General features: G+C 70.0%; 28 protein-coding genes and 2 pseudogenes. 17 read left to right on the top strand and 13 right to left on the bottom strand.

Features of this window, described 5'->3' with window-relative positions:
- Nucleotides 1-169 precede the first annotated feature (169 nt).
- From OG390_RS16805 to OG390_RS16780, 6 genes and pseudogenes are all read left to right on the top strand, one after another.
- The gene (locus OG390_RS16805) at nucleotides 170-910 is read left to right on the top strand and encodes a FadR/GntR family transcriptional regulator (RefSeq protein WP_406177711.1); all 741 of its coding nucleotides are present in this window, start codon (nucleotides 170-172) and stop codon (nucleotides 908-910) included.
- Between the two features lie 104 nt (nucleotides 911-1,014).
- The gene (locus OG390_RS16800; protein WP_406168759.1) at nucleotides 1,015-1,455 is read left to right on the top strand and encodes a protein-tyrosine phosphatase family protein; all 441 of its coding nucleotides are present in this window, start codon (nucleotides 1,015-1,017) and stop codon (nucleotides 1,453-1,455) included.
- A 73-nt stretch (nucleotides 1,456-1,528) separates the two neighbouring features.
- Complete coding sequence (locus OG390_RS16795) at nucleotides 1,529-1,870, top strand: hypothetical protein (RefSeq protein WP_406168758.1); 342 nt, start codon at nucleotides 1,529-1,531, stop codon at nucleotides 1,868-1,870.
- Nucleotides 1,849-2,226, top strand: a pseudogene (locus tag OG390_RS16790) (RHS repeat-associated core domain-containing protein); the annotation flags it as partial. The gene OG390_RS16795 and the pseudogene OG390_RS16790, both read left to right, overlap by 22 nt.
- A 337-nt stretch (nucleotides 2,227-2,563) precedes the next feature.
- The gene (locus OG390_RS16785) at nucleotides 2,564-2,977 is read left to right on the top strand and encodes a hypothetical protein (RefSeq protein ID WP_406168756.1); all 414 of its coding nucleotides are present in this window, start codon (nucleotides 2,564-2,566) and stop codon (nucleotides 2,975-2,977) included.
- A gap of 83 nt (nucleotides 2,978-3,060) precedes the next feature.
- Nucleotides 3,061-3,480 (top strand): hypothetical protein, encoded by a 420-nt coding sequence (locus OG390_RS16780; RefSeq protein ID WP_406168754.1) that lies wholly within the window; start codon nucleotides 3,061-3,063, stop codon nucleotides 3,478-3,480.
- Here the strand turns inward: OG390_RS16780 and OG390_RS16775 are convergent.
- A complete protein-coding gene (locus OG390_RS16775) occupies nucleotides 3,435-4,202 on the bottom strand; it encodes a transposase (RefSeq protein WP_406177709.1) in 768 nt (255 codons plus the stop codon). The two genes, OG390_RS16780 and OG390_RS16775, sit on opposite strands and share 46 nt — an antisense overlap.
- Before the next feature lie 35 nt (nucleotides 4,203-4,237).
- Nucleotides 4,238-4,321 (bottom strand): annotated as a pseudogene (locus OG390_RS16770) (transcriptional regulator); the annotation flags it as partial.
- Between the two features lie 185 nt (nucleotides 4,322-4,506).
- On the opposite strand from OG390_RS16770, the gene OG390_RS16765 reads away from it, so the two are divergent.
- The 5 genes from OG390_RS16765 to OG390_RS16745 all read left to right on the top strand — a co-directional run bounded on the left by OG390_RS16765 (nucleotide 4,507) and on the right by OG390_RS16745 (nucleotide 7,230).
- On the top strand, nucleotides 4,507-4,665 hold the full coding sequence (locus OG390_RS16765) for a hypothetical protein (RefSeq protein WP_406177708.1): 159 nt from the start codon (nucleotides 4,507-4,509) through the stop codon (nucleotides 4,663-4,665).
- Nucleotides 4,611-4,880 (top strand): hypothetical protein, encoded by a 270-nt coding sequence (locus OG390_RS16760; RefSeq protein WP_406168752.1) that lies wholly within the window; start codon nucleotides 4,611-4,613, stop codon nucleotides 4,878-4,880. Before OG390_RS16765 ends, OG390_RS16760 begins: the two co-directional genes overlap by 55 nt.
- A 63-nt stretch (nucleotides 4,881-4,943) precedes the next feature.
- Entirely contained in the window at nucleotides 4,944-5,558 is a 615-nt protein-coding gene (locus tag OG390_RS16755; RefSeq protein WP_406168750.1) for a DUF1266 domain-containing protein, read from the top strand.
- Between the two features lie 22 nt (nucleotides 5,559-5,580).
- Nucleotides 5,581-6,327, top strand: a complete 747-nt coding sequence (gene recO, locus OG390_RS16750) for a DNA repair protein RecO (RefSeq protein WP_406168748.1) — start codon at nucleotides 5,581-5,583, stop codon at nucleotides 6,325-6,327.
- 51 nt (nucleotides 6,328-6,378) lie between these two features.
- Nucleotides 6,379-7,230 (top strand): isoprenyl transferase, encoded by an 852-nt coding sequence (locus tag OG390_RS16745; protein WP_399074445.1) that lies wholly within the window; start codon nucleotides 6,379-6,381, stop codon nucleotides 7,228-7,230.
- Between the two features lie 283 nt (nucleotides 7,231-7,513).
- On the opposite strand, the gene OG390_RS16740 is transcribed toward OG390_RS16745, so the two are convergent.
- Genes OG390_RS16740 through OG390_RS16725 form a run of 4 tightly spaced genes read right to left on the bottom strand, consistent with a single transcriptional unit; the run spans nucleotide 7,514 to nucleotide 10,638 of the window.
- The gene (locus tag OG390_RS16740) at nucleotides 7,514-7,930 is read right to left on the bottom strand and encodes a Fur family transcriptional regulator (RefSeq protein WP_369246457.1); all 417 of its coding nucleotides are present in this window, start codon (nucleotides 7,928-7,930) and stop codon (nucleotides 7,514-7,516) included.
- A 58-nt stretch (nucleotides 7,931-7,988) separates the two neighbouring features.
- Nucleotides 7,989-8,891, bottom strand: coding sequence for a metal ABC transporter permease (locus tag OG390_RS16735; protein ID WP_406168745.1), 903 nt, complete (start codon nucleotides 8,889-8,891; stop codon nucleotides 7,989-7,991).
- A complete protein-coding gene (locus tag OG390_RS16730; protein ID WP_406168743.1) occupies nucleotides 8,891-9,658 on the bottom strand; it encodes a metal ABC transporter ATP-binding protein in 768 nt (255 codons plus the stop codon). Before OG390_RS16730 ends, OG390_RS16735 begins: the two co-directional genes overlap by 1 nt.
- Nucleotides 9,659-9,675: 17 nt before the next feature.
- Nucleotides 9,676-10,638 carry a metal ABC transporter substrate-binding protein gene (locus tag OG390_RS16725; protein WP_406168741.1) on the bottom strand — a complete coding sequence of 321 codons (963 nt, stop codon included), beginning with the start codon at nucleotides 10,636-10,638 and terminating at the stop codon, nucleotides 9,676-9,678.
- A gap of 220 nt (nucleotides 10,639-10,858) precedes the next feature.
- Here OG390_RS16725 and OG390_RS16720 point away from each other — a divergent pair, with 220 nt between their 5' ends.
- A complete protein-coding gene (locus OG390_RS16720; protein ID WP_406168740.1) occupies nucleotides 10,859-12,241 on the top strand; it encodes a glycine--tRNA ligase in 1,383 nt (460 codons plus the stop codon).
- A 136-nt stretch (nucleotides 12,242-12,377) separates the two neighbouring features.
- On the opposite strand, the gene OG390_RS16715 is transcribed toward OG390_RS16720, so the two are convergent.
- Together OG390_RS16715 and OG390_RS16710 are read right to left on the bottom strand one after the other, a co-directional pair.
- A complete protein-coding gene (locus OG390_RS16715) occupies nucleotides 12,378-13,241 on the bottom strand; it encodes an MFS transporter (RefSeq protein WP_406168738.1) in 864 nt (287 codons plus the stop codon).
- Nucleotides 13,130-14,182, bottom strand: coding sequence for a chitinase (locus tag OG390_RS16710; protein ID WP_406168736.1), 1,053 nt, complete (start codon nucleotides 14,180-14,182; stop codon nucleotides 13,130-13,132). Before OG390_RS16710 ends, OG390_RS16715 begins: the two co-directional genes overlap by 112 nt.
- 194 nt (nucleotides 14,183-14,376) lie before the next feature.
- On the opposite strand from OG390_RS16710, the gene OG390_RS16705 reads away from it, so the two are divergent.
- Entirely contained in the window at nucleotides 14,377-15,381 is a 1,005-nt protein-coding gene (locus tag OG390_RS16705; protein ID WP_406168734.1) for an aldo/keto reductase, read from the top strand.
- 26 nt (nucleotides 15,382-15,407) lie between these two features.
- On the top strand, nucleotides 15,408-15,995 hold the full coding sequence (locus OG390_RS16700) for a TetR family transcriptional regulator (protein ID WP_399074427.1): 588 nt from the start codon (nucleotides 15,408-15,410) through the stop codon (nucleotides 15,993-15,995).
- Nucleotides 15,996-16,194: 199 nt separating this feature from the next.
- Here OG390_RS16700 and OG390_RS16695 read toward each other — a convergent pair whose 3' ends face one another.
- On the bottom strand, nucleotides 16,195-16,401 hold the full coding sequence (locus OG390_RS16695) for a hypothetical protein (RefSeq protein ID WP_399074425.1): 207 nt from the start codon (nucleotides 16,399-16,401) through the stop codon (nucleotides 16,195-16,197).
- Between the two features lie 42 nt (nucleotides 16,402-16,443).
- Here OG390_RS16695 and OG390_RS16690 point away from each other — a divergent pair, with 42 nt between their 5' ends.
- A complete protein-coding gene (locus OG390_RS16690; protein WP_406168732.1) occupies nucleotides 16,444-16,836 on the top strand; it encodes a hypothetical protein in 393 nt (130 codons plus the stop codon).
- Between the two features lie 68 nt (nucleotides 16,837-16,904).
- On the opposite strand, the gene OG390_RS16685 is transcribed toward OG390_RS16690, so the two are convergent.
- Nucleotides 16,905-18,335: an MFS transporter gene (locus tag OG390_RS16685; protein WP_406168730.1), complete on the bottom strand. Its 1,431-nt coding sequence runs from the start codon at nucleotides 18,333-18,335 to the stop codon at nucleotides 16,905-16,907.
- 101 nt (nucleotides 18,336-18,436) lie between these two features.
- On the opposite strand from OG390_RS16685, the gene OG390_RS16680 reads away from it, so the two are divergent.
- Nucleotides 18,437-19,411 carry a helix-turn-helix transcriptional regulator gene (locus OG390_RS16680; RefSeq protein WP_406168728.1) on the top strand — a complete coding sequence of 325 codons (975 nt, stop codon included), beginning with the start codon at nucleotides 18,437-18,439 and terminating at the stop codon, nucleotides 19,409-19,411.
- Between the two features lie 329 nt (nucleotides 19,412-19,740).
- Here the strand turns inward: OG390_RS16680 and OG390_RS16675 are convergent, their stop codons facing one another.
- Entirely contained in the window at nucleotides 19,741-21,204 is a 1,464-nt protein-coding gene (locus tag OG390_RS16675) for an MFS transporter (protein WP_406168726.1), read from the bottom strand.
- A gap of 131 nt (nucleotides 21,205-21,335) precedes the next feature.
- Between OG390_RS16675 and dusB the strand changes: the two genes are divergently transcribed.
- Entirely contained in the window at nucleotides 21,336-22,490 is a 1,155-nt protein-coding gene (gene dusB, locus OG390_RS16670) for a tRNA dihydrouridine synthase DusB (protein ID WP_406168724.1), read from the top strand.
- A 532-nt stretch (nucleotides 22,491-23,022) separates the two neighbouring features.
- On the opposite strand, the gene OG390_RS16665 is transcribed toward dusB, so the two are convergent.
- Nucleotides 23,023-24,960, bottom strand: coding sequence for a glycogen debranching N-terminal domain-containing protein (locus OG390_RS16665; RefSeq protein ID WP_406168723.1), 1,938 nt, complete (start codon nucleotides 24,958-24,960; stop codon nucleotides 23,023-23,025).
- Nucleotides 24,957-26,741 (bottom strand): MGH1-like glycoside hydrolase domain-containing protein, encoded by a 1,785-nt coding sequence (locus tag OG390_RS16660; RefSeq protein ID WP_406177706.1) that lies wholly within the window; start codon nucleotides 26,739-26,741, stop codon nucleotides 24,957-24,959. Before OG390_RS16660 ends, OG390_RS16665 begins: the two co-directional genes overlap by 4 nt.
- Nucleotides 26,742-26,930: the final 189 nt, after the last annotated feature.

The raw sequence follows: 26,930 nt of genomic DNA, 5'->3' as shown, positions 1-26,930 counted from the left end.
ATAGGGGGCAGCGTGACCATAAGAGGGGGCGTGGAGGGGGTCAAGGGATCGCACACGAATGGCGTATCTTCCACAGGTGCGACCAATGGCGGTATGAGACAAGGTAGTTGGCGGCAGTTGACGTTTAATCAGCCCGGAGGTGGGACGTCCGATGTCCAGCGAGCGTACGATGCGGCGCATGTCTGAGGAGACCGGGTTCCCGCGCCGGCCAGAGCGCCGGGTGAGCAGCCAGATCCAGCGCGAGGTCATGCAGCTGATCCTCGACCGCAAGCTCCCGGCCGGTGCGCCGCTGCCCACCGAGACCGAGCTGATGACCGACCTCGGCGTGAGCCGGAACTCCGTCCGCGAGGCGCTCAAGGCCCTGCAGGCGCTGGACATAGTCGAGATCAGACACGGCTACGGCACCTATGTCGGCCAGGCCTCCCTGACCCCGCTCGTCGACGGTCTCACCTTCCGCACGCTCGCCCAGCCGGACGACGAGACGGGGGCGTTGACGGAGATACTGCAGGTCCGCGAGGTCCTGGAAGAGGGGCTGATCCGCCGGGTCGCGGCGACGCTCTCCGAGGCGGAGCTCGACCGCCTCGAATCCGTCGTGTCCCAGATGGAGGCGGCGGGCCGCGCGGGGCGTCCCTTCCCCGAACTCGACCGCGAGTTCCACGAGCTGCTGTACGCGTCCCTCGGCAACACCTTCGTGCCGCAGCTCCTCAGCGCCTTCTGGACGGTGTTCCGCCGCGTCGCCCGCGCACGCGGCTGGACCGACGATCCGGCACCCGAGGTGACCGTCCGCCGCCACCGCGACATCGTCACCGCACTGCGGGCCCGCGATGTCGAGGGCGCACAGCGGGCGATGGCGGACCATTTCCGGGGAATCGAGGCACGGGCGGCACAGGAGTCACGAGGGGTGAGCTGAACTGCGCAGTCTTTAGGGGCGCGGGGAACTGCGCAGTCTTTTGGCGGGGGTCTGGGGCGCAGCCCCCAGGGACGGGACGGGTAGGGGCGGAGGGGGCGCAAACCATGGCTGAGAGATGGGACCCGCACGATGCGGGCGTGCTGCGTCTGCCCTCCGGGCGGCTGGTGCGGGGCCGCGCCCTGCGCAGGCCGCTCCCGGAAGACGTCCCGGCACCGACGTACGCCGTGTATCTGCTGGGCAAGCAACCCCCGGAAGCCCCATGGGAAACCCACTGGCTGCGCTGGCCGGACTTCCGGCTGCCCGCCGACCGGGGCGAGGCCCGCACGGTACTCGCCGAGGCCTGGAAGCGAGCCCCCACCCACCGCGTCGAGATCGCCTGCGCCGGCGGCCGCGGCCGCACCGGCACCGCCCTGGCCTGCCTCGCGGTCCTCGACGGGGTCCCGCCCGAGGAGGCGGTGACCTTCGTACGCCGCCACTACGACCGCCACGCGGTGGAGACGCCGTGGCAGCGAAGGTACGTACGCCGCTTCACGGCAGCGCGATGAGCGGCGCGGACGCGAAGGCCGCCGACGGAAAGTCGGTGGGACGAGTGCGCGGGCCCATGGAACCCTGAGCCGCGTGACGCGCTCCGAGACGACCCCGTACGACGACGACCGCCGTGCCTACACCCGAGAGGCGCTGGCCCGACTCGTGCTCAGCGAGGCCGCGAGGGGCGTCGCCGGCTCCGCCCGTGAGCTGGTCGTCACGCGACACGACACGTACTGCGGTCCGGGCGGCAGGGCCGGCGAGGCGGCGCAACTCGTCGAGTCCGCCGAATGGACGCTCGCGTGGGCCGTCGTCTACGAGCGCGAGCGCGGCAGCTCCTGGGAGGAGATCGCCGGGTATCTCGGGATCGCGGCGGACGAGGCCGAGAAACGCTTCGCTCCCGGACTCGCCCTCACACCGACGTCGAGACCCTGACCGACAACAACGGCGATACCCAGGCCACGTACGGTTACACGGCCTACGGCAAGGACGACGCGTCCGAGTTCACCGGCATCGACAAGCCGGACGTCGCGAACCCGACGAAGGAGGCGTACAACCCGTACCGCTTCAACGCCGAGCGCTGGGACGCCCAGTCCGGCACGTACGACATGGGCTTCCGCGACTACAGCCCGGGCCTGAACCGCTTCACCACCCGGGACATGTACAACGGGGCGCTCGCGGACATGGGGCTCGGGGTCGACCCGTACACCGGTAACCGGTACGCGTTCGGAGGCGGCAATCCCACGAGCTTCATCGAGCTCGACGGACACACCAGCTGCGACGTCACGGGTATGTGCGGTGGCGTCTACCGCGAAACCCCGATGATCAAGCACGAGGAAGCGGAGGGAATCAACCTCTCGATCCAGTCGGAAACCCCCACGTATTTGTCGGACAAGGGGCAGAAGGCATGGAATGACGCGCTCGACGAGGTGCGGTCGCACAGCAGCTTCTTCGCCAACGGAGCAGAAAACGCGCGAGGGACTGGCCGCGATGAGCGAGCTGTTCTGGGGCACGTGCTGCGGAAAGGTGAAGAAGAGCGAGTGCCCTGCGGCGCGAATGAACGCGACATCGCTGCAGGACTTCGGCCTCCGCACAGTCGATACCGGACTGGGTAATCGCCTCGAACCCATGGCCGCCGCCGGCTCGGTCGCCGGTCTGACGTCCGCCCAGGCGATGAAGAAGCTCATGGACCCGGAGCACCTTCGCGGCCAGAGCGAGGAGTACGTCCTTGAGCTGGCGGAAAAGGCGGGAATGTCCACCGCGCCGATGAAGCCGACTTCCGCGACGGGCGGACGTGGCACGCGGATATTCAAGCCCGGAGATTCGAATGTGATGCTCTTCATGGAGGCGGGCGATCCGGAGAGCGCCAGCGCGGACAAGGTCCACGAAGGGCCGTATGTCGAATATCAGATCTCGGGTGCCGGGAAGGACGGCGCTTTCCGTGTGCCGATCGCAGGAAACCCGAACCCCGAGCTCGGCGGGGAAGTTCCCACCGTGTCCCGGAGGCGCATCATGCAGTTCCTCTTCGGGATGGAGGAGTAAGAGAAATAGAATAGGGTTGTAAAGCTCGCAGGTGGCCGGTCGGCCGGGTCTTCGGATGCCGCCCGACCGGCTACACTGCTGTCATGCCTGATTTCTCCTTATTTTCCCCGGATCGGTTCGCGGATGCACTTCGTCGTGGCACCGACGGGCTGTGGTCCCTTGACGCGTCTGTCTGGCTCCTGGAGCATCATGGAGCCTGGCTCGGCAGCCCCGAACTGCGGAATCTTGCGCAAGGGGGTGTCGATGAGAACGGCGAAGTGTGGGCGGGATTCGATGTCCGCCGGACAAAAGAGGCGGTCGATTCCGGAGAATTCGGAGAGTGGCGTGAGGATCTTGCGATCCTTTTGGTGGCCATGAGCCTTTACGGGGATTTCCCGATCGCCCTTCGGTACACCTGTGAAAATATCTCCAGGGAGAACCTCGCGCTGATCAGCGAAGCCCTGTTCAAGGCTTGCGGTTACGAGGTCGAACTCGCCGTCGCAGAAGGCCGCGACGACTCGTGAGCAAACGTCACCACCCTGCCGGTTCGCGACGGGGTGGTGACGATGCTGTCTGTGGCAGGTCGTGTGGCAGGTCCAACGGCAGTGCCGGCATCCGCTCCAGCGCCGGCTTCGTACTCCGTGGAGCCCACAAGCTGCTCGGCGGTCAGGCCGGCGATCTGTGGAACGCTCTCAACTCCAATCACATCGGCGGCACGGAGCAGTCGGCGGCGACCTGTCGCGGTTCGACCTCTACGACTTACTGAACGTGAACTCGGGTTGTCGTCGTCGTTGTGGCCACGCCGCAGCAGCCACCAGATGCACTCGACCGGGTCGAGGTCGGGTGCGTGGGAGGGCAGCTGGTAGACGGTCAGCCGGTCCCGCCCGGCGATGAACTGCCGTATCCCGGCCGTGAGATGGACGTTGAGATTGATGCCCCTACGTTGTGTCAACCGGTTCCGGTCTTCGGCTGGGGCAGTGGTGCGGCGCGGATGCAGTGGTGGATCTCCCATGCCACGTAGCGCTTGAGACACCGGATGACCTCTCGTTTGGTCTTGCCTTCCGCAGTGCGTCGTTCGAGGTGGTGCCGGGGTTCGCTCTTCTCGCCGTAGGCGTGTGGGCACGATGCGGTAGAGCGCCGCGTTCCCCTGGCGGCTGACGCCGTGATTGAGGCGGCGATGTCGGCTCTTTCCGGAAGGGTGCTCGACCGGGCTCACGCCGTAGAGGGCGGCGAAGGACGCCTCGATGGTGAGGCGGTCATGGTTTTCCCCGGCGGCGATGAGCGAGTGAAACCGGCTTCCTCGCGGCGTCGCTTCAGCTCGGCCCCGAAGAACTCCCACGCCGCCTGCCGCGAACCGTTGGCCATAGGCCAACCCTCTTGTGCTGCGCCGCACTTGTAGAGGACAGACTCCTGTCGAGTGTAGATGCAGAGCGTCACGATGGAGACGCAAAGCGTGAAACCCAAAGGGACGGGGGAGCACGGTGAGGGAACAACACGCACCACTCGGGGGACGACACTCGGCGCTGTGCGTCGAAGAGGCGGAGGAAACAGTGAAGGAATTGCGGGCGGCGCTCGCCGACGCCGGAATTACGTTGCCGTCACTGCGGATCGACCCGGCGACTTTGGCGCGCGAGGCACCTTGTCCGCCGGTCGAATGGGGCGACTGTTCCGTCGAGGCCGCCGCCCGGCTCGCGGCGGCCCTGCGGTGAAGCTGCCGCCGATCGGCTCCTACGCCGTGGACACGCACACAGGGAAGGTGGGGATGGTCATGGGGCACGAGGGACCGTATGTACAGCTGAGACCGTACGGCGGCGGCAAGGAGTGGGACTGCGAACCGGACGCCCTCCGGCGAGCCACCGCGGCGGAACGACTCAGTGCGGCGACCGCGTACGCGAATGCACGCAGTCGGGGGGAGGTCCCTTGAAGAGGCCCGAAGGGGGAAGTGTCCTGATCCCCTGAGGAACGGCGTGGCATAGGGTGCGGCGCCATGGCGATATGGAACCGTCGCAAGCCGAAGGCTGCGAGCAAGTATCCCGTTCCCCTCACCACGCACCAGCTGTGGATGGTGTCGCTCAGTGCGCCGGTGAACCGGGACCGGGACGCGTCACGGACGACCCTGTACCCGTTCACCCGCATCGACGACGAGAAGGCCCGGCGGTGGCTGGCCGAACAGTGGGAAATCACCTCGCGTGACGCTCTGGTCGGCCGGCTCGACGGCCTCGCGCGGACCGGTTACCGCACCCGGGCGCGGCTGCGGCTCGGCGTCGAACCACTGGCCTGGGACGCCGGGCTGTATGTGGACATCTCCCGCAGGGGCTTCGCCTGCGGGATGCTGAGCGAGGCCGAGGCGTGGACCGCGCTCAAGAACATCGTGCCGGCGGTGGTGCGGTCGTACGCCTCCTGGAACGAGTACGCCGAGCACTATCTGCTGGGCCGGATGGTCTGGCGGGACAACCTGCAGGGCACGCCGGACGCGAACTTCCCCGCCCCGCAGGCCGTGTCCGACGCACATCTGAAGTCCCTTCTGGACCCGGCGAACCGGGCGAGCCCCTGGAACATGGCGCCGTGGGAGGCGATCAGCCACCCCGACCACGCACGCTGACTCCGTACGCGAGAATGGGCCCATGAGTCTGTTCCGCGACGACGGCATCGTGCTGCGCACCCAGAAGCTGGGTGAGGCGGACCGGATCATCACGCTGCTCACCCGCGGTCACGGCCGCGTACGCGCCGTAGCGCGCGGCGTCCGGCGCACCAAGTCGAAGTTCGGGGCGCGGCTCGAACCCTTCTCGCATGTGGACGTGCAGTTCTTCGCGCGGGGGAGCGAGCTGGTCGGGCGCGGACTGCCGCTGTGCACGCAGAGCGAGACGATCGCTCCGTACGGTGGCGGGATCGTCACCGACTACGCGCGGTACACCGCCGGGACGGCCATGCTGGAGACCGCCGAGCGGTTCACCGATCACGAGGGGGAGCCCGCCGTGCAGCAGTATCTGCTGCTGGTCGGCGGGCTCCGCACCCTCGCCCGCGGCGAGCACGAACCGCACCTCGTCCTCGACGCCTTCCTGCTCCGCTCCCTCGCCGTGAACGGCTACGCGCCCAGCTTCAGCGCCTGCGCGAAGTGCGGGATGCCCGGACCGAACCGGTTCTTCTCGGTCGCGGCGGGAGGTTCCGTCTGCGTCGACTGCCGGGTGCCCGGCAGCGTCGTACCCTCGGCGCAGGCCCTCGAAGTGCTCGGCGCGCTGCTGACGGGAGACTGGGAGACCGCGGACGCGTGCGAGCCGCGGTATGTCAGGGAGGGCAGCGGGCTGGTGTCGGCCTATCTGCACTGGCATCTGGAGCGCGGACTGCGCTCCTTGCGTTACGTAGAGAAGTAAGCACCGAAGCAAGCGCCACAAGGGCAAGCAAGTAGGGGAGACGAGAAGCACATGGTCGTACGCGGGATCCTGGGACGCCAGCGCCGCGAGTACAGGAAGCCGGAACCGCACCCGTCCGGTGCCCGCGCGCCGAAGCTCCCCGGTGAGCTGGTGCCCAACCATGTGGCGATCGTCATGGACGGCAACGGACGCTGGGCCAAGGACCGCGGGCTGCCGCGTACCGAGGGGCACAAGGTCGGCGCCGAGCGCGTCCTCGACGTGCTGCAGGGCGCGATCGAGATGGGGGTCGGCGCCATCTCGCTGTACGCCTTCTCCACCGAGAACTGGAAGCGCTCGCCCGACGAGGTGCGCTTCCTGATGAACTTCAACCGCGACTTCATCCGCAAGACCCGCGACCAGCTCGACGAACTCGGCATCCGGGTCCGCTGGGTGGGCCGGATGCCCAAACTGTGGAAGTCGGTGGCCAAGGAGCTCCAGGTCGCTCAGGAGCAGACCAAGGACAACGACCGGCTGACGCTGTACTTCTGCATGAACTACGGCGGTCGCGCCGAGATCGCCGACGCCGCGCTGGCCCTGGCGGAGGACGTGAAGGCCGGGCGGCTCGACCCGTCGAAGGTCAACGAGAAGACCTTCGCGAAGTACCTCTACTACCCCGACATGCCGGACGTGGACCTGTTCCTGCGGCCGAGCGGCGAGCAGCGCACCTCCAACTACCTGCTCTGGCAGAGCGCCTACGCCGAGATGGTCTTCCAGAACGTGCTGTGGCCGGACTTCGACCGCCGCGACCTGTGGCGGGCGTGCGTCGAGTTCGCCTCGCGCGACCGGCGCTTCGGCGGAGCGGTTCCGAACGAGCAGCTGCTGGCGATGGAGGAGGCCATGAAGGGCCGGCCCGAGGGCAATTGACGTCGGCGGCCACCGCCACCGCCGCCGGTACCGGCGGCTACCGCTGTGCCCCCGTCCCGCCTTGCGGGACGGGGGCACAGCCATCAACGCCGGGTGCCGTTGCGACAAAGGGTTCCCGGCAACGGGGCTGGACTCGGGGCCGGGTGCGCAACTCGGCGCGAACGAGGTGCCGCTGTGCCCACCCGTGCCGCCCCGAGCGGCACGCATGCCCATAGCTACGCGGGCGGGGGCGGCGGCATGCATGCCCACAGCCATGGCGGCGGCCACGGCTGTGGCGGTCGCGTCAGCCCTTCGCGGCCGCGCACTCCGCGCACGTGCCGAAGATCTCCACCGTGTGCGCCACGTTCACATACCCGTGCTCCGACGCGATGGCCTCCGCCCACTTCTCGACGGCCGGGCCCTCGACCTCGACGGCCTTGCCGCAGACGCGGCAGACGAGGTGGTGGTGGTGCTCGCCGGTGGAGCAGCGGCGGTAGACGGACTCGCCGTCGGAGGTGCGCAGGACGTCGACCTCGCCGGCATCGGCGAGGGACTGCAGCGTGCGGTACACGGTGGTGAGCCCGACCGAGTCGCCCTTGTGCTTGAGCATGTCGTGGAGCTCCTGCGCACTGCGGAACTCGTCCACCTCGTCGAGCGCCGCCGCCACGGCGGCACGCTGCCGGGTGGAACGGCCCCGTACGGGCGATCCAGCGGTTGTCACCGTTGCCTCCTCACGTCTGCCCTTGCCCGGCCATTGTGCCAGTCCGGACTGTGCGTAGTCAGACGCCGACCTTCGTCTCCTGGCCACGCGTGGCCGGAATCGCGCACTCTGCCGGGTCTCCGGCGGCCTGCGCGGCGGCGAGCGCCCGGGCCCGGCGCCGGGCCAGCGGGGTCGCCAGCGCCGTCAGCGCAATGAACGCGCCAATGGTCAGCAGCACGATCGTCGCGCCGGGCGGCACGTCCTGGTAGTACGACGTCACGGTGCCGCCGATGGTCACGCTCACGCCGATGGCCACCGCGATCGCGAAGGTGGCGGCGAAGCTGCGGCTGAGCTGCTGCGCCGCGGCCACCGGGACCACCATCAGCGCGCTCACCAGCAGCAGGCCGACGACCCGCATCGCGACCGTCACCGTGACTGCCGCCGTGACGGCGGTGAGCAGGTTCAGGGCGCGCACCGGCAGTCCCGTCACCCGGGCGAACTCCTCGTCCTGGCTGACCGCGAACAGCTGTCGGCGCAGGCCCAGGGTGACGAGGACGACGAAGGCGGCCAGCAGACAGATCGCCGTCACATCGGACTCGGAGACGGTGGACAGCGAGCCGAAGAGGTACGAGGTCAGGTTGGCGTTCGAACCGCCCGGCGCGAGGTTGATGAACATCACGCCGCCCGCCATACCGCCGTAGAAGAGCATGGCCAGGGCGATGTCGCCGCGCGTCTTGCCGTACCAGCGGATCAGCTCCATGAGGACGGCGCCGAGGACCGAGACGGCCGTAGCCATCCACACGGGATTGGTGGAGAGCAGGAAGCCGAGGCCGACTCCCGTCATCGCGACGTGGCCGATTCCGTCGCCCATGAGGGCCTGGCGGCGCTGCACGAGGTAGATGCCGACGGCGGGCGCGGTGATGCCCACGAGGACGGCGGCGAGCAGGGCCCGCTGCATGAAGGCGTAGTCGAGGATGTCCATCAGCTCAGCAGTCCCGTCCGGATCGGTTCGGCATCGTGAGCCGCGTGCGGGTGTACGTGGTCGTGGCCGGGCAGCGCGTGCTGGCCGACCGCCTGCGGGGGCGGGCCGTCGTGCAGGACGCAGCCGTCGCGCAGCACGACCGCGCGGTCGATCAGCGGCTCCAGGGGGCCCAGCTCGTGCAGGACGAGCAGCACGGAGGTGCCCTGGGCGACCTGCTCGCGCAGGGTCGCCGCCAGCACCTCCTGACTGGCCAGGTCGACGCCCGCCATCGGCTCGTCCATGATCAGCAACTCGGGTTCGGAGGCGAGTGCACGGGCGATCAGCACGCGCTGGTGCTGGCCGCCCGACAGCGCGTTCACCGAGTCCTTGGCGCGGTCCGCCATCCCGACGAGCTCCAGGGCCCGTCGTACGGCCTCGTGGTCGGCCTTGCGCAGCATGCCGAAGCGGGCACGGGACAGCCGCCCGGAGGAGACGATCTCGGTCACCGTGGCGGGCACCCCACCGGCGGCGGTCGTGCGCTGCGGCACGTATCCCACGCGGTGCCAGTCCCGGAAGCGGCGCCGCGGGGTGCCGAAGATCTCGATCTCCCCGCCGCTGATGGCGACTTGGCCGATGACACTGCGGACGGCGGTCGACTTGCCGGAGCCGTTGGCACCGAGCAGCGCGACGACCTCACCGCGGTGCACGCCGAGGTCGATGCCCCGTAGGACCGGGCGCGAGCCCAGCTCGGCGGTCACCCCGCGCAGGGATATGACGGGCTCGCTCACAGGGTCCTCCACGGTGATCACTCGGCGCCCAGAGCCGTCTGCAGAGCCTTCAGGTTCGACCCCATGACCTGCAGGTAGTCGCTGCCCTCGGACTTGTCGGTGATGCCCTCGATCGGGTCGAGGACGTCGGTCCCCAGGCCCGCGTCCTGGGCGATGGTCTTGGCGGTCTTGTCGCTGACGAGCGTTTCGTAGAAGACCGTGGAGACGCCGTCGGCCTTCGCCATCTTCTCAAGGTCCTTCACCCGGTTCGCGCTGGGCTCCGACTCCGGGTCCAGGCCGTTGATGGCCTCCTCGGTGAGGCCGTAGCGCTCGGCGAGGTAGCCGAAGGCGGCGTGTGTGGTGATGAAGACCTTGGTCTTGGTGTTCGCCAGCCCGTCCTTGTACTGGGTGTTGAGGGCGTCCAGCTTCTTGACCAGCGCTTCGGTGTTCTTCCGGTAGTCGGCCGCGTGGTCCGGGTCTTCCTTCTCCAGGGCCTTGCCGACACCCTGGGCGACCTCGGCGTACCGGACCGGGTCGAGCCAGATGTGCGGGTCGGTGCCGCCGCTCTCCTCGCCCTCGGTGTCGTCGTGGGCGGCCGCGTGCCCGCCGACCTCGTTGCCGTGCTTCTCCAGCGTGGTCAGCGACGCGGCGTCGATCTTGGTCTTGACCTCGGACTGCGCCACGGCGTCGTCCACGGCCGGCTGCAGGTTCTTGAGATAGAGGACGGCGTCCGCCTCCTGGAGCTGCGCGGTCTGCCGGGCGCTGATCTCCAGGTCGTGCGGCTCCTGGCCGGGCTGGGTCAGGTTCGTGACCTTGACATGCGTCCCGCCGATCTGTTCGGCGAGGTACTGCATGGGGTAGAACGACGCCACCACGTCGAGCTTGCCGCCGCTCTTGCCGTCCGCCGCGGCGGAGCCCGAGCAGGCGGAGAGGGTGCCGAGGCCGAGGGCGGTGGCCGCAGCGACCGCGGACCCGGATATGAGGCGTCGTCGTACGTTCATGACACTCATTTTCAACAAATCTGGAAACGATTGTCAACAAGCCCTTGGGTGAGCAGTCGGTAAGCCCGCACTCCGGGCACAGCGCCCAACCGATTTGATACGGGGGTGGGCCCCGCCGGTAACCTGAAGCATTCGCCCGCCCGTCTCCCGACCACCACCCCTCACCGAGGCGCTGCGCGCCGCACCTACCTATTCGTCCGTTCGTAATGAAGAGAGCACCGTGGCCGCCGACAAGATCGACACCATCGTCAGCCTGAGCAAGCGCCGTGGCTTCGTTTTCCCCTGTAGTGAGATCTACGGCGGTCAGAAGGCCGCCTGGGACTACGGCCCGCTCGGCGTCGAACTCAAGGAGAACATCAAGCGCCAGTGGTGGCGTTACATGGTCACCTCCCGTGAGGACGTCGTCGGTATCGACTCGTCGGTGATCCTTGCCACCGAGGTCTGGGTCGCGTCGGGTCACGTCGCCACCTTCACCGACCCGCTCACCGAGTGCACCTCCTGCCACAAGCGCTACCGCGCCGACCACCTGGAGGAGGCCTACGAGGCGAAGCACGGCCGCCCCCCGGAGAGTGGTCTCGCGGACATCAACTGCCCCAACTGCGGCAACAAGGGCCAGTTCACCGAGCCCAAGCAGTTCTCCGGCCTGCTCTCCACCCACCTCGGCCCCACGCAGGACAGCGGCTCCATCGCCTACCTGCGCCCCGAGACCGCGCAGGGCATCTTCACCAACTTCTCCCAGGTGCAGACCACCTCGCGCCGCAAGCCGCCGTTCGGTATCGCCCAGATGGGCAAGTCCTTCCGCAACGAGATCACGCCCGGCAACTTCATCTTCCGCACCCGCGAGTTCGAGCAGATGGAGATGGAGTTCTTCGTCAAGCCGGGCGAGGACGAGAAGTGGCAGGAGTACTGGATGCAGGAGCGCTGGAACTGGTACACCGGCCTCGGCCTGCGCGAGGAGAACATGCGCTGGTACGAGCACCCGGCCGAGAAGCTCTCGCACTACTCCAAGCGCACCGCCGACATCGAGTACCGCTTCAGCTTCGGCGGCAACGAGTGGGGTGAGCTGGAGGGCGTCGCCAACCGCACGGACTACGACCTCTCCGCGCACTCCAAGGCCTCCGGCCAGGACCTCTCCTACTTCGACCAGGAGGCCGGCGAGCGCTGGACTCCGTACGTCATCGAGCCCGCCGCCGGTGTCGGCCGCGCGATGCTGGCGTTCCTCCTGGACGCCTACGTCGAGGACGAGGCCCCCAACGCCAAGGGCAAGATGGAGAAGCGCACGGTGCTGCGCCTCGACCCGCGCCTGTCGCCCGTCAAGGTCGCCGTCCTGCCGCTCTCCCGTAACCCCGAGCTGTCGCCCAAGGCCAAGGGCCTGGCCACCGCCCTGCGCCAGCACTGGAACATCGAGTTCGACGACGCCGGCGCCATCGGCCGCCGCTACCGCCGCCAGGACGAGATCGGTACGCCGTTCTGCGTCACGGTCGACTTCGACACGCTCGAGGACAACGCCGTCACGGTGCGCGAGCGCGACTCGATGAAGCAGGAGCGCGTGTCGCTGGACCAGATCGAGGGCTACCTGGCCGCGCGTCTGATCGGCTGCTGACCCGACTGCCGGCCCGGCTGTTCGCGCGACTTCGTGTGCGCAAGCCCCTGGTTCCCTCCACGGGAACCAGGGGCTTCGTGCTGCCTCGGTGCCTTATGGCCCTCTCCTCGGCGTATCTGCTCGGGCCCGCGGCTGTTCAGCCGGTGAGGTGGCGAGGTGCCTTCCGCGGGATGCAGAAGAGCGCGAGAGGGGCAGCCGTCAGGTACGCGGCCGCGCCGATGGCCATGCTGGTCCGCAGCCCAGTGGTGAAGCCGGCGGGGCCGGCCAGCAGTGAACCTCCCAGCGCGACGCCTGCGGCGCTGCCGATCTGGCGGGTGGTGTTGAACAGGGCAGAGGCGGTGCCGGAGTACTTGTCCGGGGCGGCCGACATCACGGTGGCGGTTGCTCCGGTGAGGGCGAAGGACGTGCCGAAGCCCGCCGCCATCATCGGCGCCACCAGCAGCAGGTACTCCGGGTTCGGGCCGGTGGTGGCCCAGCCGGCCAGACCCGCCGCTCCCAGGAGCATGCCCGTGACCACGAGCGGGCGGTGTCCGGTGCGGCCTGCCAGTCGCCCGGACAGGACGGAGGCGAAGGTGGTCATGACCACCGCCGGGAAGAGGGCGATCCCGGTGCGTAGCGCGCTCAGACCGCGATGGTGCTGGAAGTACACGCTGGCGGTGAAGATCATGCCGTAGAAGGCGAAGTTGAACAGCAGGCCGATGGCCGCTCCTCCGCCCATCGGGCGGGAGCGCAGCAGCGGCAGGGCAGCACGGGGGCACGGGCCAGATGCTCGCGCAGCACGAACGCGGCGGCTACCAGCAGGCACAGGCCGGCCCCGGCGAGGATCAGCGGGTCCGTCCAGCCACGCCGTCCAGCCACGCCGTCCGGCCTCGTTGTGGTTCAGGTGTCTCAACGGCCCTGGAGGGCCTTCACGTTGTTGCCGAACGTCCAGTTCTTCGAGCCGTCCCAGTTGATGGACCAGGTCATCAGGCCCTTGAGACTGCTGCCGTAGTGCTGCCATGCCTGGGAGACGAGGCTCGGTGACATGTAGCCGCCGCCGGCGCCCGACTGGGCGGGCAGCCCCGGGACCTGCTTGTCGTACGGCACCTTGACGGTGGTGCCCTGGACGACCAGCCCCTTGTTCAGGCAGTCGGTCTGCGCGGTGAAGCCCTGGACGGTGCCCGCGGAGTAGGAGTCGCCGGAGCAGCCGTACATGCTGCCGTTGTAGTACTGCATGTTCAGCCACCACAGGCGCCCGTTGTCCGCGTACTTCTTGACGATCGGCAGATACGCGCCCCATATCGAGCCGTACGTGATGCTGCCGCCCGTGACGTACGCGGTCTCCGGCGCCATGGTCAGCCCGAAGTCGGACGGCATCCGGGACAGCACCCCGTCGATGATGCGGATCAAGTTGGCCTGGGAGGTGGAGAGTTGGCCGATGTTGCCGCTGCCGACGAGACCCGTCTCGATGTCGATGTCGATGCCGTCGAAGTTGTACTTCTTCAGAATGGCCACGATCGTCGCGACGAACCGGTCGGCCACGGTGGACGAACTGAGGTCGATCCCGGCTGCCGCCCCGCCGATGGACAGCAGGATCGTCCGGCCGGACGCCTTGGCCGCGCACATCTCGGCCGGTGTCGCCACCTTCACGCCCGTGTCCATCCCGTCCTCCCACAGCGCGGTGCCGTCGGAGCGGATGACCGGGAACGCCGCGTTGATCACGTTGTATCCGTGCGCGGCGATACGGGAATCGGTGATCGGCGTCCATCCGAAGGGCGGGTGCACACCGTTGGACGAGCCGTCCCAGTTCTCCCAGTAGCCCTGAAGGACTTTGCCTGCCGGGCGGGACTTCACGGCGCAGGTGTCGGCCGCGGATGCGGTGGGGGCGGTGGCGATCGACAGTGGGGCGAGGACGGCTGCCGACAGCGCGACGGCGAGCAGGCGCAGCTTGCGACGGATCATGCGAGGCCTCCCGGTGGGGGTGCGGTGAGGTGTCGTAGGCATGACAGTGCTCGTGGTCCAGACCTCTCGTCAATAGGTCTGGACCAACTTCCCGTCCGGTCGGCGAATGACAGATGACAGATGACAGATATTGAAATCTGTCATCTGTCATGTCATGGTGAATGCACCACCCCACGGACACCCAAGGAGTCCTCATGCAAACCCGCCCTCTCGGAACCACCGGCCCCCAGGTCTCCGCCCTCGGCCTCGGCTGCATGGGCATGTCCGCGCTGTACGGCGAGGCCGACCGAGCCGAGTCCGTCGCGACGATCCACGCCGCCCTGGAGGCCGGCGTGACCCTGCTCGACACCGGTGACTTCTACGCCATGGGTCACAACGAGATGCTGATCGGCGAGGCGCTGCGTTCGGCCCCCGCGGCGCGCCGTGAGCAGGCGCTGACCAGCGTGAAGTTCGGCGCACTGCGCGATCCGGACGGCGGCTGGTCCGGGTACGACGGTCGTCCGGCCGCCGTGAAGAACTTCGCCGCGTACTCGCTGCAGCGTCTCGGCGTGGACCACATCGACGTGTACCGGATCGCGCGGGCCGATCCCGAGGTGCCGATCGAGGAGACGGTCGGGGCGATCGCGGAGCTGGTGGAGGCCGGGCACGTACGGCACATCGGCCTGAGCGAGGTCGGCGCGGACACCATCCGCCGGGCCGCCGCGACCGCGACCGTCTCGGACCTGCAGATCGAGTACTCGCTCATCTCGCGCGGCATCGAGGACGAGGTCCTGCCGACCACGCGTGAGCTGGGCATCGGCATCACCGCGTACGGAGTGCTGTCGCGCGGTCTGATCTCCGGGCACTTCACGCCGGACCGGCAGCTGGCCCCGACCGACTTCCGTTCCATGAGCCCCCGCTTCCAGGGCGACAACCTGCGGCACAACCTCGGCCTCGTCGAGGCGCTGCGGAAGGTCGCCGAGCAGAAGGGCGTCTCGGTGGCGCAGATCGCGATCGCCTGGGTGCTGTCCCGGGGCGAGGACATCGTGCCGCTGGTCGGGGCGCGGACCCGGGAGCGTCTGGCGGAGGCGCTGGGTGCCCTGGACGTCACGCTCGACGCGGACGACCTCGCCGCGATCGAGGCGGCCGTACCGGACGGCGCCGCCGCAGGCGACCGCTACCCGCAGGCGCAGATGTCGCACCTCGGCACGGAGCGCTGACGGTACCGGCAGGTACGGTCTTCGACATGGCACCGACCACCGACGTACTGACCGCCGAGCGCATCCTCGAAGCGACCGAGGAGGTGCTGCGCCGCCACGGGCCCGCCAAGGCCACCGTGGTGGACGTGGCCCGCGCGCTCGGCGTCAGCCACGGCAGCGTCTACCGTCACTTCCGTACGAAGGCGGCGCTGCGGGAGGCCGTCACCGAGCGCTGGCTGGACCGCACGTCCGAGGCGCTGTCCGGCATCGTCGCCGAGGACCGCGACCCCGAGTCCCGCCTCCGTGACTGGTTCACGGCCCTGTTCGCCGCCAAGCGTCACAAGGCGGGCGACGACCCTCAGCTCTTCGCCACGTACATGGTGTTGATCGGTGAGAACAGCTCTGTCGTCGAGCGCCACATCGCCGACCTCACGGGCCAGCTCACCACGATCATCGAGCACGGCGTCGAGCGCGGTGCGTTCGCCTCCGGCGCCCCCGCCGTAACGGCCCGCGCCCTCTTCGACGCCACGGGCCGCTTCCACGACCCGTGTTATGCCCGTGAGTGGGAACAGCCGGGCATCGACGCGGAGTTCGAGGCGGTCGTGGAGCTGGTTCTGCGGGGGCTGCGCGCCTGACCCGCGTCATGGCGCGCACGGCCCGTCGCGGCCGTACCGGCCGCATGGGTGCGAGGAAGCCCATGGCTGACGCACTCGACGATCGGGACGCCTTGCGGGTTCCCGCGATGAGGAGCGGGCGGCCGTCATGAAGCGGGCGCGTGCGGACGAGGTGGTCGCGGCGCAGGCTCCCGTCAGCGACGCCGCCCGGCTGCTGTCCTCATGACTCCGTCGGATCCACCGTCGCCTGATGCGCCTCCGCCAGGTGTTCCTCCGCCTTGAGCCACGGCAGGAACTGGGCGCCCTTGCGCCAGCCGCAGGTGTCGCATCTGATCGTGCGTTGCACGCCCGCTCGTTGGACGTGTACGACGTGCTCGCGGCCGTGCTGGTCCCAGCGGCTTACCTTGCTCGTGTTGATCTGCAGCATGACACCTCCAGGTGTTACCGCTCCGCTTGCGCAGCAAGGAGTGTGCAGCATGGCGAAGATCAATGGGGGTTCTTCGGCGGCGAGTTCGGTGTGAAGCGCGGTTCCGCCTACGACCTCTTCCTCTCCCGCACGCTGCGGCACGCGCGCGTCGTGCGCGGGGAGGAGGGGGTCGAGGTGTTCCGCGCCGAGGGCCTGGAGGCCGCCGCCGGTATCCGCCGGCCGATGACCGAGTTCGTCGCCGCGCATCCCGAACTCCGCCTGATCGAGGACCGCTTCATGCAGATCCACCAGGCGGTCGGCACGATCATGACCCGGCGTCCCGAGACCGTCCGTTTCCTCCACGACCTCGTCGAGGAGCTGAAGACGAACGGCTTCGTCGCGGCTGCACTGCGCCGCGCGCACCAGTCGCAGACGCTGGTCGCCCCACCTGCGTAGGCGTCCGCGGAGGGAGGGGCGCGCTCCCGGAAGGCCGCCCTCCACCCGGCCTGGGACGGTCCCCGCGCTCAGCTGATCGTGCGCGGCAGTCGCAGACTCAGCGCCGTTGTCAGTGCCACGCCCGCCAGCTGGACCAACAGCGTGGTCACCAGGGCGTCCTGCATGCCGTGGCTCGGTACGAGGGAGAGGAAGAGGGTGCCGAGCGTGGCGACGCCCAGGGCGAGGGCCGACTGCTGGGTGGTGATCATGACGCCGCTGCCGACGCCGGCCCGGGCGGGCGGGACCTCGGAGAGGATGATCCGGAAGATGACCGGGAGTTGGAGGGCTTGGCCCGCGCCCGCGACCGCCGCGCCCGGCAACAGCTCCCACACACCGAGGTTCGGCCAGGACCGCCAGGCGGTCACCACCAGAAGGGCCACACCCACCGCCTGGATCAGCCCGCCGGCGGTGACGACCCGGGTGCCGTACCGGGCGACCAGCCTGGGACCGCACAGGGAGACGACGAAGAAGACGACCGCCATGGGCGCGAGAGCCAGGCCCGCGGCCACCGGACCGAGGCCCGCACCGCGCTGCAACGCCACCGCGATCACGAACATGAACCCGCTGAAGCCGATCGAGAACGGCACGATCATCACGAGGCCGCGGCGCAGGGAGAGCAGCGCGAAGAGGCTCGGGGGGACCAGAGGCGTACGGCCGCTGCGGTCCTCCCGGCGTTCGACGAAGTAGAACGCCGCCGCCGCGACGGGGAAGAGAGCGAGTGACACCCAGGTCCACAGCGGCCAGCCCGCCGCCCGGCCCTCCGTCAGCGGGGCGAGGAGGGTCAGCAGGGAGATCGCGAGCAGTACCGTGCCCGGCGCGTCGATCGGCTCCGGGTGCTGCGAGCGCGTCTCGGGCACGGCACGCGCGGCCAGGATCAGGCCGAGGATCACGACGGGCACGTTGACGAGGAACACCGAACGCCAGCCGGTGCCGGCGATGTCCGCCGCGACCAGGACGCCGCCGAGGATCTGCCCGACCACCATGGACAGGCCGGCCGTGGCCCCGTACAGGCCCATGGCCTTGGCACGGCGCGGGCCCGCGGTCGCCGACTGGATGGTGGCGAGCACCTGCGGCAGCATCGCAGCGGACGCCGCGCCCTGCGCGACGCGCGCCGCCACCAGGGTCCAGGCGGTGGGCGCGAGTCCGCACGCCAGCGAGGTCACGCCGAAGGCCGCCATGCCGCCGAGGAAGAACTGACGCCGCCCGAAGAGATCGCCGAGGCGTCCGCCCAGGACGAGCAGGACGGCGTACGCGACTCCGTAGCCGGCGACGACGAGTTCGAGGACGGCCTCGCTCGCGTTCAGGTCACGGCCGATGGTCGGCAGGGCTACGTTGACGATGAAGAAGTCGATGAGAGGCAGTGCCGCACCGAGCAGCACGGTGAAGAGTCCGAGGCCGCCGAGCACGGGTGGTGCGACGGGGGAACGGACTGGGGTTGTGATAGTTCCGGTTTCGGTCACGTGGTCCAGCCTTCTCCCGGCCTCAGGCTGGTACCAGAGTCTTCTTATCCTGGTAGAAGCAGTACCTGGAAACAGGTTCCGGTGAACGGCAGGCTGGAGGCATGACGACCATGGCGCAGGAGACGACGACCAGTGGCCCTGCCCCGACCGCCACCACCGCCGCGCGGGAGACGGCGGGTACCGCAGCACCCCCGCAACCGCGTGGTACCGCGGCCCCACGCGGCAGCGAGATCCGGCGGCACGAGCTCGCCACCTTCCTGCGCAACCGCCGCGAACGCATCACGCCCGAGCAGGTCGGACTGCCCCGCGGCCGCCGCCGGCGCACCCCGGGCCTGCGCCGCGAGGAGGTCGCGCAACTCTCCGCCGTCGGCGTCACCTGGTACACCTGGCTCGAACAGGCCCGTGACATCCAGGTCTCCGAGCAGGTCCTCGACGCCCTGGCCCGCACCCTGCTGCTCGACTCCAGCGAGCGCGCCCACCTCTTCCAGCTGGCCGGCGCCGTCGACCCCTCGCCCGCCGCGCAGTGCCCGACCATCACCCCGGCCCTGCGCCTGATGCTGACCCAGCTGGAGCCCGTCCCGGCCTGCATCCAGAACAGCCGGTACGACATCCTCGCGTACAACCGCACGTACGCCCGTCTGATGGGCAACCTCGACGCCGTACCGCCGGAGGACCGCAACTGCATGGTCCTTGTCTTCACCAACGAGGAGTGGCGCCGCTCGATCGTCCTCCTCGACGAGACCATGCGCCTGATGGCCGCCAAGCTGCGCGCCTCGATGGCCGGACACCTCGGCGAACCCGCCTGGAAGATGCTGGTCAAGCGACTGCGGACGGAGTCCGAGGAGTTCCGCGAGATCTGGGAGCGGTACGAGGTCGTCAGCACCCGCAGCAAGACCAAACAGTTCCTCAACCCCTACGTCGGGCTCCTCACGCTCGACCACACCGACCTGTGGTTGGCCCCCGACATGGGCGCCCGCATGGTGACGTACGCCCACAGCGACGAGGAGAGCCGCGAGCGGTTGGAGAAGCTGCACGAGATCGCGCTGGCGGCGGAGACCGAGACGGCCTCGGCCTAGGTCCTGTCGTCGAACTCCCGTCGTCCGCCCGGAGGGCCGGCTCCGCGGCGTCTGGTGCGTGCTCTCGGCGTGCCGGGTACAGGCCCTCGTACTGGATCTCGGGTCTGTGCCCGGTGCGGCGGGGCACCTCCCACGCCCTTGAGGCGGTGGGGGAGCGTGCCAGGCGTCGCGGAGCAGGCGGGAGTTCGACGACAGGGCCTAGGCGGGTGGGGTGGGTACTCGGGGCGCCGAGGCCGCCCGGGCGGTGGGTGACCGGGCGGCCGAGCCCACCGGGCGGCGGGTAACCGGGCCGGCCGCCCGGTGAGGGTGACCGGGCTGCCCGCGGTCGGCTAGGCCGCGGGCGCGTCCTGGGTCCGTACGCCCACCGTGTCCCGCACCTCCGGGGACTCCAGCTGTTGTGCCGCCCGCTCGGCCGTGCCGCGCGCCCAGCGTCCGCTGGTCAGCGCGCCCAGGACAAGGACCGCGAGGCCGCACCCGGCGATGATCCACCAGCCGGGGCGGGCGGCCGACACGAACGTGTCCTTGTACGCGGAGGCCGCCACCCCGGAGGCCAGCACCGCGCCGACCACGGCGACGCCGAGGGTGCCGCCGATCTGGCGGCTGGTCGAGGCGACAGCGGCGGCGACGCCCGCCTGGCTGCGGGGCATGCCGGAGACGGCGGTGTTGGTGATGGGGGCGTTCACGAAGCCGAAGCCCAGGCCGAAGAGGACGTAACCGAGGACCAGCGTGGCGTTCGAGGTCTCGGCCTCGAAGGCGGCGAAGAGGATGCCGCTCGCGGTCATCGCGACCCCGGCGACCAGGAGTGAGAAGCGCGGGCCCCGGCTGCCGACCAGCCGGCCCGACACGGGAGCGCACACGAAGCACATGGCCGCCATCGGCAGCATCCACAGGCCCGCGTGCAGCGCGTCCAGGCCGCGGACGTTCTGCAGATAGAGGGTCGACAGGAACAGGAAGCCGCTGAGCGCCGCGAACGCGCTGATGGCGATGACGGTCGCCCCGCTGAACGGCGCCGAGCGGAAGAAGCGCAGGTCGATGAGGGGTTCGGCGCGCCGGGGCTCGTACCGCAGAAGGCCGAGCAGCGCGGCGACGGCGACCGCGCCGAAGGCGAGGGTCTTGAGGGTGCCGGAGCTGGGCGCCTCGATGATCGCGTACGTCAGCGAGCCGAGCAGGGCGATGACGAGGAGCTGGCCGACCGGGTCGGGGCGGCGGGCCTTGGGCGCCCGGGACTCGGGCACGTAGCGCAGGGTGAGCAGCAGCGCGGCCAGGCCCACCGGGAGGTTGATCCAGAAGATCGACCGCCAGCCGACGGAGTCCACGAGCAGGCCGCCGACCAGCGGCCCGGCGGCCATCGATATGCCGACCACGCCGCCCCACACGCCGATCGCGCGGGCGCGCTCGCGAGGGTCCGTGAAGGTGTTGGTGATGATCGACATCGCCACCGGGTTCAGCATCGAACCGCCGACCGCCTGCACCATGCGGAAGGCGATGAGGGAGTCGAGGTTCGGGGCGAGGGAGCACAGCACCGAGCCGACCGTGAAGATGATCAGGCCCGCCATGAAGACCTTGCGCCGCCCGATGCGGTCGGCCGTCGAGCCCGCGAGCATCAGCAGCGAGGCCAGCACCAGGGTGTACGCGTCGATCGTCCACTGCAGGCCCGCCACACTCGCGTGCAGTTCCTTCTGCATCGAGGGCAGGGCGACGTTCAGAACCGTGTTGTCGAGGCTCACGATCAGCAGGCTCATACAGCAGATCGCGAGCACCAGCATCCGGTGGCGGTGGCTGAGCTCTGGCATTCCATCAGAGTACGCCGTTTTCGATAGTGCGTCTAACTAATGACTGCTACATGATCTTCTCTCCCGTATCCGGGGGAGGTGTCCGCCCCAGGGCCGTACGAGCACGCGTCGCCGTACGCGACAATGGGGGAATGTCCACGCCGACCCTCGCTCCCGTGTCCCCGCTGTCGATCGGCCCCCACACCGTGCAGCCGCCCGTCGTCCTCGCGCCCATGGCAGGGATCACGAACGCGCCGTTCCGCACGCTGTGCCGCGAGTTCAGCGGCGGCAAGGGCCTGTTCGTCAGCGAGATGATCACCACGCGGGCGCTGGTCGAGCGCAACGAGAAGACCATGCAGCTGATCCACTTCGACGCGAGCGAGAAGCCGCGCTCGATCCAGCTGTACGGCGTGGACCCGGCGACCGTCGGCAAGGCCGTCCGCATGATCGCGGAGGAGGGCCTGGCCGACCACATCGACCTGAACTTCGGCTGCCCGGTCCCGAAGGTGACCCGCAAGGGCGGCGGCTCCGCCCTCCCGTACAAGCGGAACCTGCTGCGGGCGATCCTCCGCGAGGCCGTCAGCGGCGCCGGAGACCTGCCCGTCACGATGAAGATGCGCAAGGGCATCGACGACGACCACATCACCTTCCTCGACGCCGGTCGGATCGCGGTCGAGGAGGGCGTGACGGCGATCGCGCTGCACGGACGCACCGCCGCGCAGCACTACGGCGGTACGGCGGACTGGGACGCCATCGCGCGCCTCAAGGAGCACGTGCCGGAGATCCCGGTGCTCGGCAACGGCGACATCTGGTCCGCTGAGGACGCGGTGCGGATGGTGCGGGAGACCGGGTGCGACGGGGTTGTCGTCGGGCGTGGCTGCCTCGGCCGGCCCTGGCTGTTCGGCGACCTGGTGGCCGCCTTCGAGGGCCGCACGGATGCCTACGCCCGCCCGACGCTGCGCGAGGTCGCGGCCGTCATGGTGCGGCACGCCACCCTGCTCGGCGAGTGGATCGGCGACGAGGCGCGCGGTGTCATCGACTTCCGTAAGCACGTGGCCTGGTACCTGAAGGGCTTCGCGGTCGGCTCCGAAATGCGCAAGCGCCTCGCGATCACCTCGTCGCTCGCCGAACTCTCCGAGGGGATTGCCGAGTTGGACCTCGACCAGCCTTGGCCCCTCGGTGCGGACGGGCCCCGCGGTCGTACGTCCGGCAACAACCGGGTGGTGCTGCCGGACGGTTGGCTGAAGGACCCGTACGACTGTGCGGGGATCGGCGAGGACGCGGAGCTGGACACGTCCGGGGGCTGAGCTTCGCTTCGGGGGCTGCGTTTCGCTTCGGGGGCTGAGCGCCGCTTCGGGGCTGAGCGCCGCTTCGCACTGCGGTCCGGTGGGGGGGCGGGGCCGTGCCGGTACATCCGCCCGTCGCGTGGCGTGCGTACTGCTCGGGGGTGCAGACGGTTCGACTTGGCTGTGCGGAGCTGTAAGCGACGGGCGGTGATGTACCGGCGCGGCCCCTTCCGAGCGTGGGCGGCTGCGGGGCGTGCGTGGCCGCGGTCGTGTGTGGTGGCTGCGGGGCGTGCGTGGGTGCGGTCGTGTGTGGTGGCTGCGGGGCGTGCGTGGCCGCGGTCGTGTGTGGTGGCTGCGGGGCGTGCGTGGGTGGCTGCGGGTGATTTGGCCGTCCCCCCACTGCGGGCAATCGTGCCGCTGGGGCGGCACGGGTGGGCGCAGCGGCACCCGGTGAGCGCCGGTGAGCGTACCCGCCCCGAGCCCGGCACCTGCTCGGGGTGCCGGGTGAACAGAGGCGAGGGGAGTTTGCCGGCCGGGGGCGACCCCAGGGAGGTCAGGCGCCCCCTACGGCGGTGAGCAGTGCCAGCGGGGCCGCTGCCGAGCGGGACTCGCGTACGCACGCGTGCGGGTAGGGCACCGGCTCGCCGTGGGTGTCGCGGCCGTAGCCCGCGAGGACCTCGGGGAGACGGTGGCCGGCGGCGGTGGCCGCGTCGACGAGGGCGTGGGCGACCGTGCGGGCCTCGTCGTGCAGGCCGTACCGTGCCAACCCCAGCGTGATCAGCGCGTTGTCGTGCGGCCAGACCGAGCCGCGGTGGTACGAGAGCGGGTGGTAGGCCGGCTGGTCGGCGGCCAGCGTGCGCACGCCCCAGCCGGAGAAGAAGTCCGGCTCCAGCAGTCGGCGGCCGACCAGTTCGCCGTACTCCTTGTCCAGGAGGCCGGACCACAGAAGGTGGCCCGCGTCCGACGCGAGCGCGTCCACGTGGTGACCGTCACCGTCCAACGCCAGGGCCGGGAATGCGTGTTCGGCCATCCAGAAGTCCCGCTGGAAGCGGTCGCGGAGGTCACTGGCGGCCTGTTCGAGCAGGGCCGCGTACACCTCGTCGTCCCAGACCGTGCGAGCCAGGTGCGCGGTGCGGCGCAGGGCGTCGTACGCGTACCCCTGCGCGCCCGCCGCCATCACCGGGCCGCTGGGACGGCTGCCGTCCGCCGAACAGATGGCGCCCGGGGAGTCCTTCCAGTTCTGGTTGGCGAGACCGCCGCCGTCCGCGCGGTAGACGAGATAGCCGCGGGAGGTCAGCCCGCCGTGGTCCAGCATCCAGCCGATCGCCGCGCGGGCGTTGGCCTCCAGGCGCCGGGCCGGAGCCGGATCACCGGTCTGCTCGGTGTAGGCGCCGAGCAGCACCAGGAACAGCGGCGTCGCATCCACCGAACCGTAGTAGCGCCCGTACGGCACCTGTCCGAAGTGCGCCAGCTCACCGTGCCGCACCTCGTGCACGATCTTGCCGGGCTGGGCCACCGCCCCGGCCCCCGTCTCCGTCGCCTGGGTCGCGGCCAGCGCGGGCAGCGTGGCGGCCGCGAGCTGGGGGCGGTAGGGCAGCGCGAAGAGCGAGGTCAGCAGAGCGTCACGGCCCAGCAGGGTGAGGAACCAGGGGACTCCGGCCGCCGGGACACGCAGCTCCTCACCGTCCGGCCCCGTCGCCGGTACCTGCAGCACCGCCAGGTCGGACAGGCCCCGCGCGCAGGCCGCGGCCAGCTCCGGCCAGCCGGTCGGGAAGGGCACGCCCTCGGCGAACTCGCCCTCCAGAGTCAGGAGTTGCTCGTTGGCGGCGGCGGGGGAGAGCGGTACCCGCGGATCGTGCGCGGCGCCGTGCGGACGCGCCGCGACCCGCAGCGACAGCTCCGCCGAACCGTGCGGTTCGAGATCCAGGGTCCATACGAGGCGACGCGCGCCCGTGCCCGTCTCCTCGACGCCGTCCGGGGCGGGCTCGGAGGTGACGGTCGTACGGGATCGCCATTCACCGCGCCGGTAGCTGAACTCCACGCCGTCGTCCAGCACTTGGCGCTGGCGGACCACGCCCGTCTTGGCGTACGTACGGTAGTCGGAGCGCAGCTCGAACTGGTCCGTGAAGTCGGCGTCCGCGGTGACCGCGATACGGACCGTCGTGGGCGTCGGACGGTTGCTGGTGACGCGCAGGGCCTCCACGAACGCGCTGTCGGCGACGGCCTGTTCACGGAAGAGCGTGTACGCGGGCGGCTCGGTGCGACCGCCGCGCGGCACCAGTACACAGCGTGCCGTGTCGCCGTCCGCGACCGGCGTGAGCGCCTCTGGTACCGCGCCGTCGACGGTCAGCTGCCAGCGGCTGAGGTGCCGGGCGTCCTGTACGAATAACCCGTCCGGGGAGCTGCCGCCCCGCACGCCGCTGATGTCCCCGCCGTCGCCCACGGCGGCGAACGTCCCACCGTGCACGAGCAGATGATGCCGGTCCGTCATCCCCGGTCCCCTCCCTTGGCGCCCGTCTCGAATGCGCTGTGTCGTGTGGTGTTGTGCCCTGTGGAGCTGTGTGCCTTGTCGAACGCGTCGTGCCCCGGGTGGGATACGACCTGGTCCGCCCCTGAGGGCTCGTGCAGCAGGTCCAGCGTCAGTGCGGCCGTCCAGCTGAAGCCGAGTGCTCCGCAGGCCTCGCCGGTGTACGGGTCCACGTACTCCGCGAACCCGGACTCCCCGGCCGTGTCGAGCAGCGCGGCCCGCAACCCGTCCGCCCGCGCGTGCTCCCCGTGCAGCCGCAGCCCCCGCTCCAGCAGCCAGTTGGTGTTGAACCAGGCCGGCCCGCGCCAGTACCGGTGCGGATCGAACGCGTGCCCGGTCAGGTCGTAACTCGGCACGAGCCGCGTCGCTCCGCCGAGTTCGAAGTGCGGGCCGCTCGCGGTGCGTACGAGGGCGACTGCGATGTCGTGGGGGAGCGCGGGGAGGATGAGGGGGAGCAGCCCGGCGACACTGCGCTCGGGGATCAGGGCACCACTAGGAGAGCGCCGCTCCGAAGCGTGACCGCTGCTCTGGAAGCGCTGCTGAGAAGCGTGAGCAGTGCTCTGTGAGCGCCGCTCCGAATCAAGAGCACCGCTCTGCGAGCGCCGCTCCGGAATGTGAGCACCGCTTCGTGACTCCTGCTCCGAACCGAGAGCACTGCTCCCCGGACCGGCGGCGCTGCCTCGTGGCCCGTGCTCCGAATCGAGAGCACCGCTTCGTGACCCCCGCTCCACACCGAAAGCACTGCTCTCGCCCTCCTCCCCGCCATACACATCCCGGCAGAAGAACAACCCCGCCGCCGGATCCCACAGTCGCTCCACGAGCGCCGCCGTCAGGCGCTCGGCCCGGGCGTGCCGGGCCGTCCCCGCCGCGCCCAGCTCCTGCGCGATGCGCGCCAGCGCGTGTTCCGACGCGATCAGCAGGGCGTTGAACGCCGGATCCTCGACCGCGAACTCGCCCGCCCGTCTCCCACCACCACCCTCGACCGAGGCCCTGCGGGCCACCCCCTCGTCCACCCCGTCCGCGTACCCGCGGTCCCGGTAGTCGGTGGCGAGGCGTACGTACCGCCCGTAGTCGAGGTCGGTGGGACGGTCCTCGGGGGTCCCGTGGTCGAGGTCGGCGCGGCGGAAGGAGCGGGCCGGGGCCGGGGTGATCCGGCTCAGCGGGGCGTCCCAGCAGGGGCTGTTGTCCATGCCCTGTTCCCAGGGGTGGACCACGGAGGCGAGACCCCCGCCGCCCAGGTCCCGGCGGTGCAGGAGGTAGCGGTGCCAGGCCGCCAGGCGGGGATACATCCGGGGGAGGAAGTTGCGGGCCCGGGACAGCCCCGGGTCGGCGCGGTGTACCAGCCACACGGCGAGCGCGTGCACCGGTGGTTGCACGATGCCCGACGTCTGTACGGTGCGCGGGGCGCCCGCAGCGCGCCCCGCGGTCGAGGAGCGCCAGAAGTCGGGGCTCGGGAAGTACGCGTCCAGTGGCACGGAGGGGTTGAAGACGATGTGCGGGATCCGCCCGTCGGCCCACTGCGCGCCGAGCAGGGTCTCCAGCTCGATCTGGGCCCGCAGCGGGGACAGATGGCGCAGTCCGATCGCGATGAACGCGGAGTCCCACGACCACTGGTGCGGATACAGACCGCGCGAGGGCACCGTGGACGTTCCCGTCCAGTTGCCGTTCAGGACCCGGGCGGCCCTGAGGTGCAGTGAACCCGCCGGGTCGGCGGGATCGTATACAAGTGATCCGGAATGGCTGATCTCGCCCGGAGCGGGCGAAGAGGGCGGGCCGGAGCTGGGTACGGGAGTGCCGGAGGTGTGCACGGGGGTGGGGGTGCCCGTGCGCAGGGCGGTGAGCTGGGTTGTGCTGTCCACTCAGGTCTCCCCGAAGACGTCCGGCCGACCAGTTCGGCAGTAGGTACCGCAGAGTTACGTCTATTTAACACGCAA

Origin of the sequence: Streptomyces sp. NBC_00996, assembly GCF_045162675.1 — a bacterium.
In the GTDB taxonomy this organism is placed as follows: domain Bacteria; phylum Actinomycetota; class Actinomycetes; order Streptomycetales; family Streptomycetaceae; genus Streptomyces.
Note: the sequence above shows the minus strand (reverse complement) of the source record. Positions and strands in the feature narration are given on the sequence as shown.